Annotated in this window: 15 protein-coding genes; 6 read left to right on the top strand and 9 right to left on the bottom strand. The window is 36.1% G+C overall.

Going from position 1 to position 16,135, the window contains the following annotated elements:
- Positions 1 to 4: 4 nt before the first annotated feature.
- The 4 genes from UH1x_RS11065 to UH1x_RS11050 are packed head-to-tail and all read right to left on the bottom strand — an operon-like array spanning position 5 to position 4,470.
- Positions 5 to 481, bottom strand: a complete 477-nt coding sequence (locus tag UH1x_RS11065; RefSeq protein ID WP_482621742.1) for a hypothetical protein — start codon at positions 479 to 481, stop codon at positions 5 to 7.
- Between the two features lie 42 nt (positions 482 to 523).
- The gene (locus tag UH1x_RS11060; RefSeq protein ID WP_482621741.1) at positions 524 to 1,663 is read right to left on the bottom strand and encodes a tetratricopeptide repeat protein; all 1,140 of its coding nucleotides are present in this window, start codon (positions 1,661 to 1,663) and stop codon (positions 524 to 526) included.
- Positions 1,664 to 1,666: 3 nt separating this feature from the next.
- Positions 1,667 to 4,111, bottom strand: coding sequence for an energy transducer TonB (locus tag UH1x_RS11055; RefSeq protein WP_482621740.1), 2,445 nt, complete (start codon positions 4,109 to 4,111; stop codon positions 1,667 to 1,669).
- Complete coding sequence (locus tag UH1x_RS11050; protein WP_036151723.1) at positions 4,108 to 4,470, bottom strand: BlaI/MecI/CopY family transcriptional regulator; 363 nt, start codon at positions 4,468 to 4,470, stop codon at positions 4,108 to 4,110. Before UH1x_RS11050 ends, UH1x_RS11055 begins: the two co-directional genes overlap by 4 nt.
- A 144-nt stretch (positions 4,471 to 4,614) precedes the next feature.
- Between UH1x_RS11050 and UH1x_RS11045 the strand changes: the two genes are divergently transcribed.
- A complete protein-coding gene (locus tag UH1x_RS11045; RefSeq protein ID WP_482621739.1) occupies positions 4,615 to 5,130 on the top strand; it encodes a DUF456 domain-containing protein in 516 nt (171 codons plus the stop codon).
- A gap of 8 nt (positions 5,131 to 5,138) precedes the next feature.
- Here the strand turns inward: UH1x_RS11045 and UH1x_RS11040 are convergent, their stop codons facing one another.
- Together UH1x_RS11040 and UH1x_RS11035 are read right to left on the bottom strand one after the other, a co-directional pair.
- Positions 5,139 to 5,696 carry a nitroreductase family protein gene (locus tag UH1x_RS11040; protein WP_482621738.1) on the bottom strand — a complete coding sequence of 186 codons (558 nt, stop codon included), beginning with the start codon at positions 5,694 to 5,696 and terminating at the stop codon, positions 5,139 to 5,141.
- A gap of 140 nt (positions 5,697 to 5,836) precedes the next feature.
- Positions 5,837 to 6,730: a LysR family transcriptional regulator gene (locus UH1x_RS11035; protein ID WP_482621737.1), complete on the bottom strand. Its 894-nt coding sequence runs from the start codon at positions 6,728 to 6,730 to the stop codon at positions 5,837 to 5,839.
- Positions 6,731 to 6,814: 84 nt separating this feature from the next.
- On the opposite strand from UH1x_RS11035, the gene hutH reads away from it, so the two are divergent.
- The 4 genes from hutH to hutG all read left to right on the top strand — a co-directional run bounded on the left by hutH (position 6,815) and on the right by hutG (position 12,821).
- Positions 6,815 to 8,389, top strand: a complete 1,575-nt coding sequence (hutH, locus tag UH1x_RS11030; RefSeq protein WP_482621736.1) for a histidine ammonia-lyase — start codon at positions 6,815 to 6,817, stop codon at positions 8,387 to 8,389.
- A gap of 4 nt (positions 8,390 to 8,393) precedes the next feature.
- The gene (gene hutI / locus UH1x_RS11025; protein ID WP_482621735.1) at positions 8,394 to 9,641 is read left to right on the top strand and encodes an imidazolonepropionase; all 1,248 of its coding nucleotides are present in this window, start codon (positions 8,394 to 8,396) and stop codon (positions 9,639 to 9,641) included.
- A gap of 69 nt (positions 9,642 to 9,710) precedes the next feature.
- On the top strand, positions 9,711 to 11,711 hold the full coding sequence (locus UH1x_RS11020) for a urocanate hydratase (protein WP_482626504.1): 2,001 nt from the start codon (positions 9,711 to 9,713) through the stop codon (positions 11,709 to 11,711).
- 153 nt (positions 11,712 to 11,864) lie between these two features.
- Positions 11,865 to 12,821 (top strand): formimidoylglutamase, encoded by a 957-nt coding sequence (gene hutG, locus UH1x_RS11015; RefSeq protein ID WP_482621734.1) that lies wholly within the window; start codon positions 11,865 to 11,867, stop codon positions 12,819 to 12,821.
- A gap of 183 nt (positions 12,822 to 13,004) precedes the next feature.
- Here the strand turns inward: hutG and UH1x_RS11010 are convergent, their stop codons facing one another.
- Both UH1x_RS11010 and UH1x_RS11005 read right to left on the bottom strand, forming a co-directional pair.
- Positions 13,005 to 13,358 (bottom strand): hypothetical protein, encoded by a 354-nt coding sequence (locus UH1x_RS11010; protein ID WP_036151705.1) that lies wholly within the window; start codon positions 13,356 to 13,358, stop codon positions 13,005 to 13,007.
- A gap of 106 nt (positions 13,359 to 13,464) precedes the next feature.
- Positions 13,465 to 13,923: a COG2426 family protein gene (locus UH1x_RS11005; RefSeq protein ID WP_482621733.1), complete on the bottom strand. Its 459-nt coding sequence runs from the start codon at positions 13,921 to 13,923 to the stop codon at positions 13,465 to 13,467.
- Between the two features lie 234 nt (positions 13,924 to 14,157).
- Between UH1x_RS11005 and UH1x_RS11000 the strand changes: the two genes are divergently transcribed.
- Positions 14,158 to 15,549 carry a Gfo/Idh/MocA family protein gene (locus UH1x_RS11000; protein WP_482621732.1) on the top strand — a complete coding sequence of 464 codons (1,392 nt, stop codon included), beginning with the start codon at positions 14,158 to 14,160 and terminating at the stop codon, positions 15,547 to 15,549.
- On the opposite strand, the gene UH1x_RS10995 is transcribed toward UH1x_RS11000, so the two are convergent.
- Complete coding sequence (locus UH1x_RS10995) at positions 15,550 to 16,023, bottom strand: Lrp/AsnC family transcriptional regulator (protein ID WP_348353385.1); 474 nt, start codon at positions 16,021 to 16,023, stop codon at positions 15,550 to 15,552. It abuts the gene before it with no gap.
- Between the last annotated feature and the right edge of the window lie 112 nt (positions 16,024 to 16,135).

Here is a 16,135-nt window from a genome sequence, read left to right as displayed (position 1 = left end):
ATGCTTAGTTTGTGTTTAATTGAACCGGAATTCGATATTTGGTATTCACCGGAATTCCTCTTTTTAAAGCGGGTGCAAGTTTAGGAAGATTCTTTAAGCTTTGCGTAATAACGCCATCAAATTCTGGCATTTGGTTTAATACTAGTTCATTTTTATAAATATTATTAACTCGTATTTTACCTAAGGTATCAATTACAAAAATAACTTCAACGGTTTCACTTTCCTTATCGGTCAAAGTGAATTCAAAATCATTCAAGGTTTCTTGAAAATGGGAGATTAAGGTTTCTTCAAAGCAAATCTTTTGCTGTTCTTTGGTAACCGCTTCATCGCAAGTATAGAAAAACGGATAAGAATCTACACTGTTCCAATCTATATGGCGCAACTCCTCATCTATAAGCTCTTGCGTTCTTTTTTGTTTGGACTCAAAGAACGAACAAGAACTTATTAAAATTAACACAAGAAAATAGATAACTCGTTTCATTTCACCTGTTCTACTGGTGAAATTACGATTTTTTTGAGGAGTTTAATCTTTGGTAAAATGGATTTCTTCCTTTAATTCAGAAATACGTTTTTTAGTGGTTTCATAATAATACGGATGCTCATTCGGGTAATCATTTAAAAAATTCTCATAATAGCCTAATTTCTTCTTCAAGTCAGTACCAAACTGATCGTACGTTGTGGCTATATTATAATATATACGTGCATCAAATGTATCTTCTTGATGAGCCATTTTGAAGAATTTGAATGCTTTTTTAAAATCTTTTTGTTCACGGGCTATATATGCCAATTGACTATAACCGTTCGCAAAAATGGGTTTTTGAACTGCCATGGCTTTCTCAATGAAAATTTTTGCGCTGTCTAATTTATTTTCTTTCTGATAAACGCTGGCTAACTCAAAATACGTCTGTGAATTGGTATCATCTCTCTTCAATAAAATGGCATAAGCTTCTTTAGCCTTTTTAAACTCCCAATTTCGCCTGTAGGAAATGCCTAGTTTTTCATAGACGTAATCTTTATCTTCTCCTAATTCTAAAAGCCGTTCGAATAAAGGAATTGCTTTCTCGAATTGAGAATCATTAAATAGTACCAATGCATGTAAATTAATGAGAGAGACATCATTCTCATAATAATCCAAACCCTGTAAAATGTACTTTAAAGCATTATCGCGCTCTTGCTTAATAGTATAATGTTTTGCAAGCTGAAACAGACTTCTAAGATGCGTACTATCTAAATCAATTGCTTTTTTATATTGTTTTAAACTTGCGTCTGTAGCATCTAAATGACGATTGACTTCCCCCAAATAAAATTGAAATTCCGGATTAGTTGTATTGAGATTGGACAAATTTGTAAACACAGATTTTGCGCCTTCAAACCTATTTACTTTCAGCAATAATTTTCCAAGTTCAAATTGTGCGAGTTGATTTTCAACATCTTCCTCAACCACATATTGATACTGTGTAATAGCTTTCTCATAATTGCCAACGGCATTGTAACTTCTTGCTATCTGAAGCGCAGCAGAAAGTCCGCCAACTTTGGAATATTCATTAATCGCCTTTGAATAATTCCCTAAAATATATAAGCTATCAGCAATAGCTAAAGCCGGGGTTTGAGCCTCGACTTTAATCTGTAATAATAGCAGTGTAAATATAAAAAGATGCTTCACTTATTACTTTTTAATTTTAATTTCAACAACTCCATTTTTACCTTCTTCACCATATTTTTCTATGGCTTTTTCATCTTTTAAAATAAAAATACTTTCTATAGTATTTGGATCAATAGCTTCCATTTCTAGTTTAGTGATTTTTCTATCATTAACATAGTACAAAGGCTCCATTTCCATATCATCTGAAATTTCAGAAACCATATTCGCAGTATCATCCTCTTGTAATTGAAATTGAACCGGAATCGAAAAAGGTACGTTCACAGCCTTACCCGATTGCTTTCCAGGTGTCATTTCTGGTAACCTCGTAATAATGCGTTCTACCTCATCTTCTAACAACTTATCTGGACCACGCATTTTAATATTTTCAATAGTGCCTTCTGAAGAAATGATGAACATAGTATTTACTCGCCCCTCTATATTCGCATCTCTAGCTGCTTTTGGATAATTAAAATATTTACCAATATGTTGCTGCATTTTTTCATTAAAACAAGCGCGTTTATCAGCTGCGTCTTCACAACCTGGGAAAATTGGAACCTCGTCAACTACGGCAAAAGGTATATACCCTTCATTTAAGTATCGTTCTTCTTCAACATCAGAATCATCACCGTCATCCAACTTAAACTGAATAGGAATAGAAAAAGGTACGTTCACAGCCTTACCCGATTGCTTTCCTGGAGTCATCTTTGGTAACCTCGTAATAATGCGTTCTACCTCATCTTCCAATAACTTATCTGGACCGCGCATTTTAATATTTTCAATTGTTCCCTCAGAGGAAATAATGAACATCGTACTTACTCGCCCCTCTATATTCGCATCTCTAGCTGCTTTTGGATAATTAAAATGTCTCCCAATATGTTGCTGCATTTTTTCATTAAAACAAGCGCGTTTATCAGCTGCGTCTTCACATCCAGGAAAAATCGGAACTTCCTCTACTATTGCAAAAGCAACATTGACATTATCCATATCTTCAAATTCTTCTTCGCTTACAATCTCAACACTTCGAGACTCAATACTACCCCTTAAATCTTTGATATCGGTCTTTATTAAAAAAACATTTGTGTCATCAGAAAGAATAATATTCGTTAAATAATCAGGTTCATTTTCTAAACTAACTAACAATTCATTGAATTTTTGTAATTCATTTGAACTAAGCTTCGATGTATTATTTACTTTATATTTTAGAAAATCTGATGGATATGCCCCTAAACTGTTATCATAAAAAGTAATATCCTTTCCGAATGCTTTAACCGATGATTTTAGGTCATTATCTATTAATTTATAAGCTTTTCTTTGACCTATAAAACTATTATATCCATCAGCAGAAGGTGACTGTAACGTTGCTAACTCAATGTTTTCACCCGGGTTTTCTTTAATATAACCTTTAAATACCTTCTCCATGACTTCATTTTGTAAGACTTTATATAGAAAAAATTCATGTTTGGTAATTTCTTGATTTATATCTTTATATTTTTCCGCTAAACCAGAATTATATAAATAATTCATATCCAAATTATCCTCTTTAATTTTAGTCTTTACTTCTGAAATTAAAAGCTCATCATTTTCATTGATTACTTGACTATCAGTTGTGGTCTTATTCATTTTACAACTTGTATACAACAACATTCCAAATATCATTGGCACAAGGAGCAAATACTTCAACTGCCAGATTTTTTTCGATTTTGATTTTTGTAACATGACTATTCGTTTTTTGATTAATGATTTTGTAAAAAATTGATTAATAAATGATATATGTTCGGTTTGAAAAACCTGAGCTAACAACTGCTCATAATGATCTGATTTATGCTCTTTTGATACTTGAGCATCGGCAATAAATTCATGTAATTCTGAAATGCGATTTTGATACACGTATACTAGCGGATTAAACCAACCTATAATTCGCATCAGTTCAAAGAACAACAAGTCGTACGTATGCCTTTGTTTTATATGCACCAATTCATGGGCGATTATGGTATCATGTTTCATGCGTAATACACGGTCACCAATAAAAATGGACTTAAAGAATGAGAAAGCTATGCTACTATTGGCAATAACAATTTGCGTAAAAAACGGATACTGAACTTTCTCTCCACTCTTTCTCAACAGATATAATTGTCTAATTTTTAGTATAAAAAACAACGATGCCAAAAGCATTCCGCCATAAAAAACACCTTCTTGCCAAGTAAGATTCCAGCTGGCTGATTCCTGAACTTGAACCACAACCGCTTCATTTTGTAATTCCCATAAATATTCTGGGTATTGGGCAAATGTCTGCGGTACTTGCTGCTTAAAAGCTTCAATTTTCACCCAAGGTAATATCAAAGACAAAACAAAGGTTCCGATTAAATACAGCCTATTCCATTGAAAAAATGTCTCTTTCTTTAGAAAAAAGTCATAAATAACCAAGAAAAGAAGCTGAAAGGCGATGCACTCCAAAATGTATTGTATCATGGTTTCTCCTTTTTAATTTCATTCAATACCGACTCTAATTCAGAAAGGCTCATATCATTTTTCTTCATGAAAAACGACACCATACTTTTAAATGAACCTTGAAAATAGCCGTCTACCAATTTGTTGATGGACTGATTACTGTAATCTGATTTCTTCACCAAAGGGAAATACAAATATCCTTTACCTACTTGTTCATGATCAACAAAACCCTTGCTTTCTAAAATTCTAACAATTGTAGAAACGGTATTATATGCCGGTTTTGGTTCAGGTAATTTTTCAATGATCGATGCTACGTTACATTTCTGTAATTCCCATAACACAATCATTACTTCTTCCTCTGCTTTTGTCAACTGCTTCATTCAACTAATCTTTTAGTTCTATGCTCAAATATAACTAAATATTTAGTTTAAACTAATTTTATAGTTGAAAAAATTACTTTTGATAGGTGTTCATGTAACAAATGCAACCTATATTAGTCTTATAAGCAACACTTACTATTTACAATGGATATATTTTTATTAGTACTAGGATTTCTTTTAATGCTTGTAGGCATTTTAGGAAGCTTTTTACCCGTTTTACCAGGACCACCAATCAGTTGGGTGGGTTTGCTGCTACTTTACTCTACAAGCGCAATTACCATGAATTGGACGTTTTTAGGTATTACACTAGCTATAGCCTTAGTCGTTTTCGGATTAGATTACGTAATACCAGCAATAGGAACAAAGAAGTTTGGAGGTACGAAAGCGGGAGTTATAGGAACCACGGTAGGATTATTGGTTGCTTTAATATTCCCAGTTCTAGGACCCTTCGGAATTATTATATGGCCTTTTGTTGGTGCTTTAGTAGGAGAACTACTGAATAAAGCGGACAAAAAAACCGCTACTAAAGCGGCTTTTGGATCTTTTTTAGGATTTTTAACGGGTACTTTTTTGAAATTTATGGTCGCCATTGTTTATTTAGGACTCTTCGTTTCAAAAGCTTGGGAGCATAGTAACACCCTATTTCCATTTTTTAATTAAAGGAGATATTACTCCGTTATCCATTCTGTTTTACTTTCAATAGGCTCGCGTTTACCATCGGTCAATTCGCCATCGAAATTACCCATGTAGAAAAATCCTAGGCATTTTTCACCTTCGGCTAAACTTAAAAACTCACCCATGTGTTTTATGAGTCCCGGTGAAGACCAATAGGATCCAATGCCCATTTCTGTACATTGCAACCACATGTTCTGTACTGCCATAGCAACCGCCGCCACTTCTTCCCATTCAGGTACTGATTCATTTATATCTCTTTGCATACAAATTGCTACAATAGCTCCGGCCATTTTAGGGTTTTCCTGCAACTTTTTAATCTTCATTGCTTTTGGCTTAGGATCAAGCTCCTCATACTTCTTTGCCAAAAACGCACCAAGTCTGGCCTGTACCTCACCTTGAATTACTTTAAATCGCCATGGTTCTGTACACCTATGGTTTGGAGCCCAGTTTGCCGCTTCTAAGACCTTTTCTATATCTGCCTTCGCTATTGGTGTATCATTATACTGTACCGGAAATACCGATCGTCTCTTCTTTATTATATCAAATATCATATTTTCGTTTATTCGCGGTGCGCATTACGCTAAGCGCAGCACGCCTAATTTCTCTTTTCTATTCTCTATTTTCTATTTTCTCCCTTTTGTAACCAAAGTAAAATTAAGATTTGAAAACCTCATTCTATGTTACATAAGTATTAAAACTTATCTTTTAAAAGTAACTCCATACAATTCTTAAGAACAGGGTTGGTATGTTCCTTTTTCCAAATAACCGATAGTTCTGCTCGTTGGGGAATATCATTTAACTCCACAAATTTCACCCTCATTTGAAATCCGTTTTGCAAAGAAGTAGGTACAATGGCAATACCCATGTGATTTTCTACCAGCTTAAAAATAGTATGCGCATGAACCGATTTGTGAGAAACTTTAGGTGCAAAACCAGCATCTTTACAAATACTCATGATAGTGTCATAATACAACGGACTATAAGCCTGACTAAACAGAATGAAATCTTCATTGGCAAATCGTTGCATTCCATCAAATTCCCTAGTAAGCATGGGGTATCTTTCTGGCAACACTAGCGAAAAAGTGTCCGTAAATACTGTTTTCATTTCCAAGGTACTTGGTACCCTTGAAACCCGCACAAAACCTATATCCAATTTATCTTTTAAAACAGCATCTACTTGGGAAACATTAGAGAGTTCTTCTAAAGATGTTTTCACTTTTGGGTAGTTTTCCTTTAATCCAAGTAATAATTCGGGTATTATCTGTTGCATCGCAGAACCTAAAAAACCAATACGCAGTTCGCCACTATTACCATCGCCAACCAACTTCAATTGACGTTCTACTTTTTCTAGATGGTTGAAAATATATTCAACCTCCTTTTTTAAGTAGTGACCAGCGGGTGTTAATGCCACTTTTTTCTTATTTCTTTCGAATAATTGGGTCTCTAATATCTCTTCCATCTGCTTCACCTGCCTACTAAGTCCCGGTTGCGAAATGAATAATTTTTCTGCAGCCTTTCTAAAGTGTAATTCTTGCGCTACAGCTAGGAAATAGGTCAGGTGACGCAATTCTATCTGATTACTCATAGTTATTAATTAATGATAAAAATGATATTACCAAGTATCAAAAATAGTCATTAATTTTAATTAGAACATTCAAGACAGATAGCTATGAGCAAACAGACATTTAAATTGGGCGAAGATTGGCTAACAGCCGGTAAAGCAATGCAAATTGTTCATGGTAAAATTAGCCCCATACTGTCTAAACCTACAGAAGATAAAATAACTAAAAGCTGGAAAATTGTACAGAACATTGTAGATAAAGGTCATCCTGTTTATGGCATTAATACAGGTTTTGGACCATTATGTACCACCAAAATATCAAAGTCAGAAACTAATATTTTACAGAGCAATATACTTCAGAGTCACAGTGTAGGTGTTGGTGACTCTATAGCAAAAGACATTGCAAAATTAATGCTGATTCTTAAAGCACAATCGTTGGCAAAAGGATATTCTGGGATAGCATTACAAACACTGAAACGTATTATTTGGCATATAGAAAATGATGCCATTCCTATAGTGCCATCGCAAGGTTCTGTTGGTGCATCAGGAGATTTAGCGCCATTATCCCACCTATTCTTACCACTTATTGGTTTAGGTAAGGTAGAATACAAAGATGAAACCATTACGACCGAAGCCCTTTTCAAAAAAACAGGACTGGAGGCAATTGAATTGGGACCAAAAGAAGGACTGGCATTGATAAATGGCACACAATTTATAGCGGCACATGCCGTAAAAGTAGTAGCCCAATTACATTCTATTTTAGCTCAGGCAGATGTTATTGGCGCCATGATGATAGAAGGTTTACAGGGTTCTGTAAAACCATTCTATAACGAGCTTCATGCACTGCGTCCATTTAAAGGGAATGTGCATGTGGCCAAACGAGTAAAGAAATTATTAAAAGGTTCAGAAATCATGGAAGCCCATGTAGATTGTGAGAAAGTCCAAGACCCCTACTCCATCCGCTGTATTCCACAGGTGCATGGTGCTTCAAGAACAGCATGGTTACATTTAAAAGAATTATTGGAAGTAGAGTTGAATTCGGTCACCGACAATCCTGTAATTATAGATGAAGAATTGACTATAAGTGGTGGTAATTTTCACGGTCAGCCATTAGCAATGGCCTTGGATTATGCCTGTTTAGCTGCATCGGAAATCGGTAATATTTCAGACAGACGTATTTATCTTTCCTTAGAAGGTAATAGTCCCGGTGTACCCAAATTGCTCATGAACGACACCGGCATCAATTCTGGTTACATGATTTTACAATACACTACCGCAGCATTGGCAAGTGAAAATAAGGGACTTTGCTTTCCATCAAGCGCAGATAGTATTCCTACTTCATTAGGTCAAGAAGACCATGTGAGCATGGGCTCTATTGGTGGTAGAAAGGCTTTGCATGTTATTGGTAATGTTGAAAAGATATTGGCAATTGAATTACTGACCGCTGCTCAAGCTTTTGAATTTAGAAAGCCTTTGAAATCGGGCATTTATTTAGACGAGGTACATAATGCGGTTCGCGAGCAAGTAGCTTTTGCAAGTAAAGACCGCGTATTTGCAGACGATATTGAAAAAGGTATTGCTATGATAAAAGATCAGACCATACTTAAAGTTATAGACCGTGTACAAGCAGAACATAACATATCTTTAAAGACAAAACACTCAGAAGAGTTCGAAAACTACTAATCTAATGACAAAAAGAACACTTATAGGTCCGTTTAAACAAATCATTCCTATGACCGGCATGGCATTAAAAGGTGCAATTGCCGACCATGAGCTTGAAGTGATCGCTGATGGCGGAATTGTGATAGAAAATAACCTAATACTTGCCACAGGGAATTTTGAAGACTTAAAATCGAAATATCCAGCAGCGGACATCCAATTATTAAAAGGAAATCATGTTTGTCTCCCTGGCTTTGTAGATGCCCATACCCATATCTGTTTTGGTGGCTCGCGTGCAAAAGATTACGCCATGCGAAATGCAGGTAAAACATACTTAGAAATTGCAAAAGCCGGTGGTGGTATTTGGGACACCGTTACCGAAACCCGAAAGGCGAGTACTGAAGAATTGACCAAAAACACCATAAAAAGAGCCAATCGCCATTTAAAAAACGGCACCACAACACTAGAGGTTAAAAGTGGCTACGGATTAACAATAGATGACGAATTGAAAATGCTTCGCGCAATTAGAGAAGCTAATGAAAAGGCATTACCAGAATTGATAGGTACATGCCTTGCAGCGCATATGTTACCCAAAGATTTTAATGGCTCAGAGAAGGAATATTTAAAAATGATTTCTGAGGAGCTTTTCCCTGTTCTTAAAGAGGAAAATCTAACCCATAGAATGGATGCTTTTATAGAACAAAGCGCTTTTTCTGCTGATGATATTCAAGCGTATTTCTCGAAAGCGGACGACCTGGATTTTGACATTACCGTACATGCGGACCAGTTCTCAACAAGCGGAAGCAAAGTTGCCGTGAACCATAAAGCCATTAGCGCAGACCATCTTGAAGCTAGTACAGATACAGAAATAGCACTTTTAGCAAACAGCGATACCATTGCCGTAGCACTTCCGGGAGCTTCCATAGGATTAGGATGTAATTTTACTCCCGCACGTAGACTGTTAGATGCGGGAGCAGCACTTGCCATCGCCAGTGATCATAATCCAGGATCCGCACCAATGGGCGATTTACTGACCCAAGCCAGTATTATGGGAACATTTCAAAAATTAACGAATGCCGAGGTCTTGGCAGGAATCACCTTTAGAGCTGCAGCAGCATTGAAACTAGAAGACAGAGGAAAATTGGAAGCGGGACTACTAGCGGATTTAGCCGTTTTTCATTCAGATAATTATCAAGATATTCTGTACAATCAAGGAAATCTAAAACCGTGTATGATTTGGAAAAATGGTGAGTTGGTTTTTGATAGACATAAATAGTTGTTGGTTGTTGGTTGTTAGAAAATAAACCTCTAACCAAAACCAGATAAATATATTTAAAAATTAATGATGGATTTTAAAGCTCAAATACAGATGGGGATACCTACTGAATTACCTCCAAAAAAGGAGCGTTCTTCAGCGGTTAGTCATGCGCCAAATAGAAGGCAGATACTTTCTAAAGAAGAGAAGCAATTGGCAATTAGAAATGCACTGCGTTATTTCAAGGCGGACTGGCATGCGCTATTGGCTCCTGAATTTGCTGAAGAGTTACAGACATATGGTAGAATTTACATGTATCGCTTTCAACCATCTTATGATATGCATGCCCGTGCTATTTCAGCATATCCGGCACAGACTAGTCACGCTGCAGCCATCATGCTCATGATTCAAAATAATTTGGACCCGGCAGTAGCACAGCATCCGCAAGAACTCATAACCTATGGAGGTAACGGTGCTGTATTCCAGAATTGGGCTCAGTATTTATTAACTATGCAATACTTGTCAGAAATGACCAATGAGCAGACTTTACATATTTATTCCGGTCACCCAATGGGATTATTCCCATCATCCAAAGAAGCACCAAGAGTTGTGGTCACAAACGGAATGATGATTCCGAATTACTCCAAACAAGATGATTGGGAAAAATACAATGCACTAGGTGTCACTCAATATGGTCAAATGACAGCGGGTTCGTATATGTATATAGGTCCGCAAGGTATTGTTCACGGTACAGCGATCACCGTTATGAATGCTTTTAGAAAGGTGTTGAAGTCGGATGAAAATCCCAATGGAAAAATATTCTTAACTGCAGGATTAGGCGGAATGAGCGGTGCACAACCAAAAGCTGGTAACATAGCCGGATGCATTACTATTTGCGCAGAAGTGAATCCCCTTGCCGCAAAAAAGAGGTATGAGCAAGGCTGGGTAGATGAGGTTATCGATGATATTGTTATTTTAATTGCTAGAACAAAGGAAGCTAAATCTAAGAATGAAGTCGTTTCTCTGGCGTTTATTGGAAATGTAGTTACAGTTTGGGAAGAATTTTACAAGGAAAATCTGTTTATTCACCTTGGTTCAGACCAAACTTCTTTGCATAATCCGTGGGCAGGTGGTTATTATCCTGTAGGGTTAACTTTTCAAGAATCTAATGAGATGATGAATCAAGATCCTGACGCATTTAAAATAAAAGTGCAGGATTCGCTACGCCGACATGCAGATGCCATCAATCAGCATACGGCAAGAGGCACCTATTTCTTTGATTATGGCAACGCCTTTTTATTGGAAGCCTCAAGAGCTGGGGCAGATGTAATGGCAGCAAACGAAATAGACTTTAAGTATCCGTCGTATGTGCAAGACATTTTAGGTCCCATGTGTTTCGACTATGGTTTCGGACCATTTCGCTGGGTATGCTCTTCTGGAAAAATAAAAGATCTACAAAAAACCGATGCCATTGCACTACGTGTACTAAAGGAAATTAAAAAGGATGCTCCTGCAGAAATTCAACAGCAACTATCAGACAATATTAAATGGATAGCCGAAGCTGAGCAAAACAAGCTAGTTGTTGGTTCTAAAGCACGAATCTTATATGCAGATGCTGAAGGAAGGGCAAAAATAGCCTTGGCTTTTAACGAAGCAATTGAAAATGGAGAATTAAGTGCTCCTGTAATTTTAGGTCGGGACCACCATGATGTTAGTGGTACAGATTCACCGTACAGAGAAACAAGCAATATTTACGACGGTAGTAAATTTACAGCAGACATGGCAATACATAATGTTATTGGAGATAGTTTTAGAGGAGCAACTTGGGTATCTATACACAATGGCGGCGGCGTTGGTTGGGGAGAAGTCACCAATGGTGGTTTCGGTATGGTGTTAGATGGATCTAAAGATGCCGCACGTAAATTGAAAAACATGCTATTCTACGATGTAAACAACGGAATAGCTAGACGTAGCTGGGCAAGAAACAAAGAGGCTATGTTTGCTCTGAAACGAGAAATGGAACGAACAAAAACTCTAAAAATAACCTTCCCTACCTTGGTGGCAGACAAGCTTCTAGAAGATTTATTTTAAAGATTAAGGCAACATTAAACTAAATCTTCACATTTAACATAGTAAAAAGTAAGATTAGTATTACTTTTTCGTTTAGCTAAAACACTTTTTAGAATTTTAATTCCCTCAGATTATCAGGAAGTTCAAGATTCATGATTCCAAAAAAAGAATGATATGTCTACTTATAAGTTAGCGAATACCGATAATTGGTTTGGACGAAGCTCTGAACAACAACTTTATCTGCACGAAAAAGTATCATTTTCTAACCTAAACGAATCTTACTCAGCTACCACTAATAAGACTATTGCATTATTAGGCTATAATAGCGATGAAGGAGTTAGACGCAACCTGGGAAGAGTTGGTTCAGCCTTGGGTCCTGATGCTATTCGAAAGCAATTAGGTAAAATGCCTAATCATTTAGAAAAAGATACACAGCTAATAGATTTTGGAAATTTAGAATGTAAACATCAAAACTTAGAAGAACTACAGAAAGAATGTGCCAATGCAGTAAGCTTTTTAATAAAAAATAGAACAACCCCAATACTTATTGGAGGTAGTCATGATTTATCTTATGCTCATTATAATGGGTTACTACAACATATAAAACCCGAAGAAAAAATAGGAATTATAAATTTTGATGCTCATTTTGATTTAAGGTCAAATACAAATGGCAATAATTCTGGCACCCCATTTTACCAAATTGCCTTAGACCATAATAAAAATGGTCAGTCTATCAAATACATGCCTTTAGGCATACGTAAAGATGCCAATACCAAAGATTTATTTGAATTCGCAGAGTTGCACCAAGTCAACTACCTCTTTCAGGAGTACTTTAACATGAACTACCTTGAACATGTACAATTAAGGATTATTCAATTTCTTGAGGATGTGGATTATGTATACACTACAATAGACTTAGATGGGTTTTCTTCAGCTTTTGCACCAGGTGTAAGCGCACCTTCACCCATGGGTTTTTCTCCAGACATTGTAATTGAAAGTTTAAAACTTATTATAGAGTCCGGGAAATTAGTGGGTTTAGATGTGGTAGAATTAAACCCTAAGTATGACATTGACGATCAAACGGCAAAATTAGCCGCCTCATTATTGCATTACGTGATACATAAACTATAGGGTTAAAACAAAAAAAGCCTCCCTTAATGGAAAGCCTTTCATTGGGTTCTATCGATTAAATTCGATAAACACAATTGCCTCAAATTGCTTTGAGACACAACACAACGCCGTAAAGGTAATAAGAGTTTTTTAATTAAAAAACGGTCTGTTCATTTCTTGTAATAACTATACTACTTTTAAATATTATTGCCCCTCATCAGCTTTGAACAATTTATAGATATATTGCTTCTCTTTTAAAGTGAATTGCTTCTCTTCAAACCAATCATGAATCCGTATTTTTTCATTTTCTATCTGGGCATTTCTAATTGCTTTTAAAGAAACAATATGCCAATGCGAGCCCTTATTCCTATTAACAGAATAGCCAACATCTTCCATAATATAGGACTGTTTAGGTCTGTTAATAAGTCTTACCCCATTCTTTAAAACCGCTAAGGTTTCGGTAAGTCGTACTACTTCAGAAAAAGAATAACGTGCAAAATCGCTGAATCCGTTCTGTTCAACATTATATAATTTGTCTCCAATTTTAAGGGTATCCATAGCTCAAAAAAAGCTACAAATTTAAAAGGACAAGTCAGTTAATGAAATTAAAATTGGGTATAGTTATTCACAAAAAAAATGGATAAAAAATCTTGGAAATTACATATTATGCCATTCCCTTCATGGTCAACAAAGTAGTTGCCCAAACTATCAAAGAAGATAAAAATATACCTATCGTATTCGCCAAAAAGGCTTTCTTTCTTTCAATTTTAAATAGGTAGCTAGCAATACTACCGGCATAAACACCAGTACCTGGCACAGGCAACATTACGAAAAATATAAGTCCAAAAAAACCATACTTCTTAATTTGATCACCAGATCCAGTTTTTGCCCTTCTTGCTACAAATAATGCATTTTTTTTATAGAAATGCCATCTCAATAGATACCTATTCACTGTATTTAAAAAAAACATCATGATAGGAAATACCATCACATTTGCTAAAAAACAAACTACGAATACCACGTAAATGTTAGCCCCTTGTAGCAGACCATAGGGTATACCTACCTTAGCCTCTCCTAATGGCGAGATGCTCCAAAGTGCTGCTATAAGTATATCTTTCAACAATTGTCTTTTTTAAGGGACTGCAAAATTACGGTGTTCTTGAAAAAAATAATGCCATTTATTTCATAAATGTTGTCAATTGGTCAATTATACAGGTGAATGACCGTAAAACACCTAGCGTTGGGCTTAAGGAAATGAAAAATCCAAGATTAGGATATGACACCATAGACCTTAGACCATAATTAATCGGTATTTTTAATAGCTTACAACAACAACTAATTTCAACACTTATCCATCATGACAAAAAAGAATTCTAGAAGGTCGTTTATAAAACAAGCTTCAATAACCTCTGCTGCCTTAAGCACAACTCCATTTCTACTTGCAGCATCAAAAAATGAACCTCAGCTCTTAAAAAGAAATTATTCTTTTCAAAATTATAGCATAAATGACCAAATTAACATAGCCTTGATCGGCACGGGCATACAAGGCATTTATGATACCCAGGCCGCGTTGCAAGTAGCAGGTGTAAAACTCATAGCCGCATGTGATTTATACACTGGCAGGCTAGATCGTGCAAAAGAACTTTGGGGCGACGCTATTTTTGTAACAAGAGACTACCGCGAAATTTTAAATAGAAAAGATATTGATGCCGTAATAATTGCAACTCCCGATCATTGGCACCAAACTATCACCGTAGCAGCATTAAAAGCAGGTAAACACGTGTATTGCGAAAAGCCAATGGTACAGAATTTTAATGAAGGGCAAGAGATTATAAAGGCACAAAAGAGTTCTGGTAAAATCTGCCAAATAGGTAGCCAAGGTATGGCATCGCTTGGTAATGAAAAAGCAAAGGAACTTTATGAAGATGGTGCCATTGGCGATATAGTAATGCTGGATATGTATAATGACCGTTATTCATCTGAAGGGGCTTGGCAATATCCTATTCCCACAGATGCGGACAACGAAACAGTTGATTTCGATACATTTTTGGGCAGCGCTCCAAAAGTAGCTTATGATAACAACCGTTTTTTTAGATGGAGAAATTATCAAGATTATGGTACTGGTGTGGCTGGTGATCTATTTGTTCATGCATTTTCCACTTTAAATTACGTCATTAGTTCAGACGGTCCTAACAGAGCTTTGGCAACCGGAGGTCTTCGCTATTGGAAAGACGGAAGAGATGTCCCAGATGTTTCTATAACGCTGTACGATTACCCAAAGACCGAAACCCATGCTCCTTTTAATGCTGCATTTCGCATTAACTTCATTGCAGGTAGTGGCGGTGGAGGCGGATTTAAATTAATTGGCACCGAGGGCGAGATGGAAATTGGTCAGAATTCAGTTACCGTAAATCGTTCTAAATTGGGCATGGAGCCTAGTGGATATTCCATGATATCATTTACAGAAGATATGCAAGCTAAAATTAGAGATGAGTATGCAGCTAAAAAATTAAATACTAGAGCTGGTAGCTTGGCGACCGGCACAACAACCTGGAAAGCACCAAGAGATTATAAAGGAGCTCATTATGATCATTTCTATAATTTTTTCACCAGCATTAGAAAAAACGGAAAAGTAATTCAAGATCCTAGATTTGGACTAAGAGCTGCAGGCGCAGCACTTTTGGCAAACGAAAGCTATTCTACAAAACAACCTGTTAATTGGAATCCAAAAGAAATGAAACTACTGTAATTAATCTTCCTCAACTTCTACGAATTGAATATGGCGTTCTAAATTCTCTTCTATAGAAATAAATGATTCTATACCACGTATACCTGAAATACTTAGAATTTCATCTTGATATACCTGCTTGTAGTGAAAGCTATCTCTTGCATGCATCTTTATAAAGACATCGTATTTTCCGGTTACGTGGTGTATTTTAACCACTTCCTCAATTTCATTCAACCGTGCCATTACCTTTTTAAACAAGCTGATTTCACTTAAAAAAATACCTAAGAAAATAGTCATCTTCCATCCCATCTTAGCATAGTCTAGACTAAGGGTAGCTCCAGTAATCAAACCCATTTCTCTCATTTTACGCATTCGCATATGTACCGTACCAGGAGAAACAATTAATTTCTTGGCTACATCTGTATAGGGGGTCTGCGCGTTTTCTGCTAAAATGTTTAAAATACTAAAATCAACTTGGTCTAATTTGTTCCTCATATGTCCTGTTGGTTTAAATGGCTATTTCAATAAAAGCTGAATATTTATTGAACAATTGTAGGTATTTAACCCTTTTTAACAAATTTAATTTATACTTATCTAATATTTAGTT

This window comes from Maribacter sp. UH1 (genome assembly GCF_056839145.1).
This window is presented reverse-complemented; position numbering and strand designations above follow the sequence as displayed.

Coding starts and splice junctions, on each gene's coding strand:
- UH1x_RS11065 (WP_482621742.1), bottom strand. CDS start 481: ATGAAACGAGTTATCTATTTTCTTGTGTTAATTTTAATAAGTTCTTGT.
- UH1x_RS11055 (WP_482621740.1), bottom strand. CDS start 4,111: ATGATACAATACATTTTGGAGTGCATCGCCTTTCAGCTTCTTTTCTTG.
- UH1x_RS11050 (WP_036151723.1), bottom strand. CDS start 4,470: ATGAAGCAGTTGACAAAAGCAGAGGAAGAAGTAATGATTGTGTTATGG.
- UH1x_RS11045 (WP_482621739.1), top strand. CDS start 4,615: ATGGATATATTTTTATTAGTACTAGGATTTCTTTTAATGCTTGTAGGC.
- UH1x_RS11040 (WP_482621738.1), bottom strand. CDS start 5,696: ATGATATTTGATATAATAAAGAAGAGACGATCGGTATTTCCGGTACAG.
- UH1x_RS11035 (WP_482621737.1), bottom strand. CDS start 6,730: ATGAGTAATCAGATAGAATTGCGTCACCTGACCTATTTCCTAGCTGTA.
- hutH (WP_482621736.1), top strand. CDS start 6,815: ATGAGCAAACAGACATTTAAATTGGGCGAAGATTGGCTAACAGCCGGT.
- hutI (WP_482621735.1), top strand. CDS start 8,394: ATGACAAAAAGAACACTTATAGGTCCGTTTAAACAAATCATTCCTATG.
- UH1x_RS11020 (WP_482626504.1), top strand. CDS start 9,711: ATGGATTTTAAAGCTCAAATACAGATGGGGATACCTACTGAATTACCT.
- hutG (WP_482621734.1), top strand. CDS start 11,865: ATGTCTACTTATAAGTTAGCGAATACCGATAATTGGTTTGGACGAAGC.
- UH1x_RS11010 (WP_036151705.1), bottom strand. CDS start 13,358: ATGGATACCCTTAAAATTGGAGACAAATTATATAATGTTGAACAGAAC.
- UH1x_RS11000 (WP_482621732.1), top strand. CDS start 14,158: ATGACAAAAAAGAATTCTAGAAGGTCGTTTATAAAACAAGCTTCAATA.
- UH1x_RS10995 (WP_348353385.1), bottom strand. CDS start 16,023: ATGAGGAACAAATTAGACCAAGTTGATTTTAGTATTTTAAACATTTTA.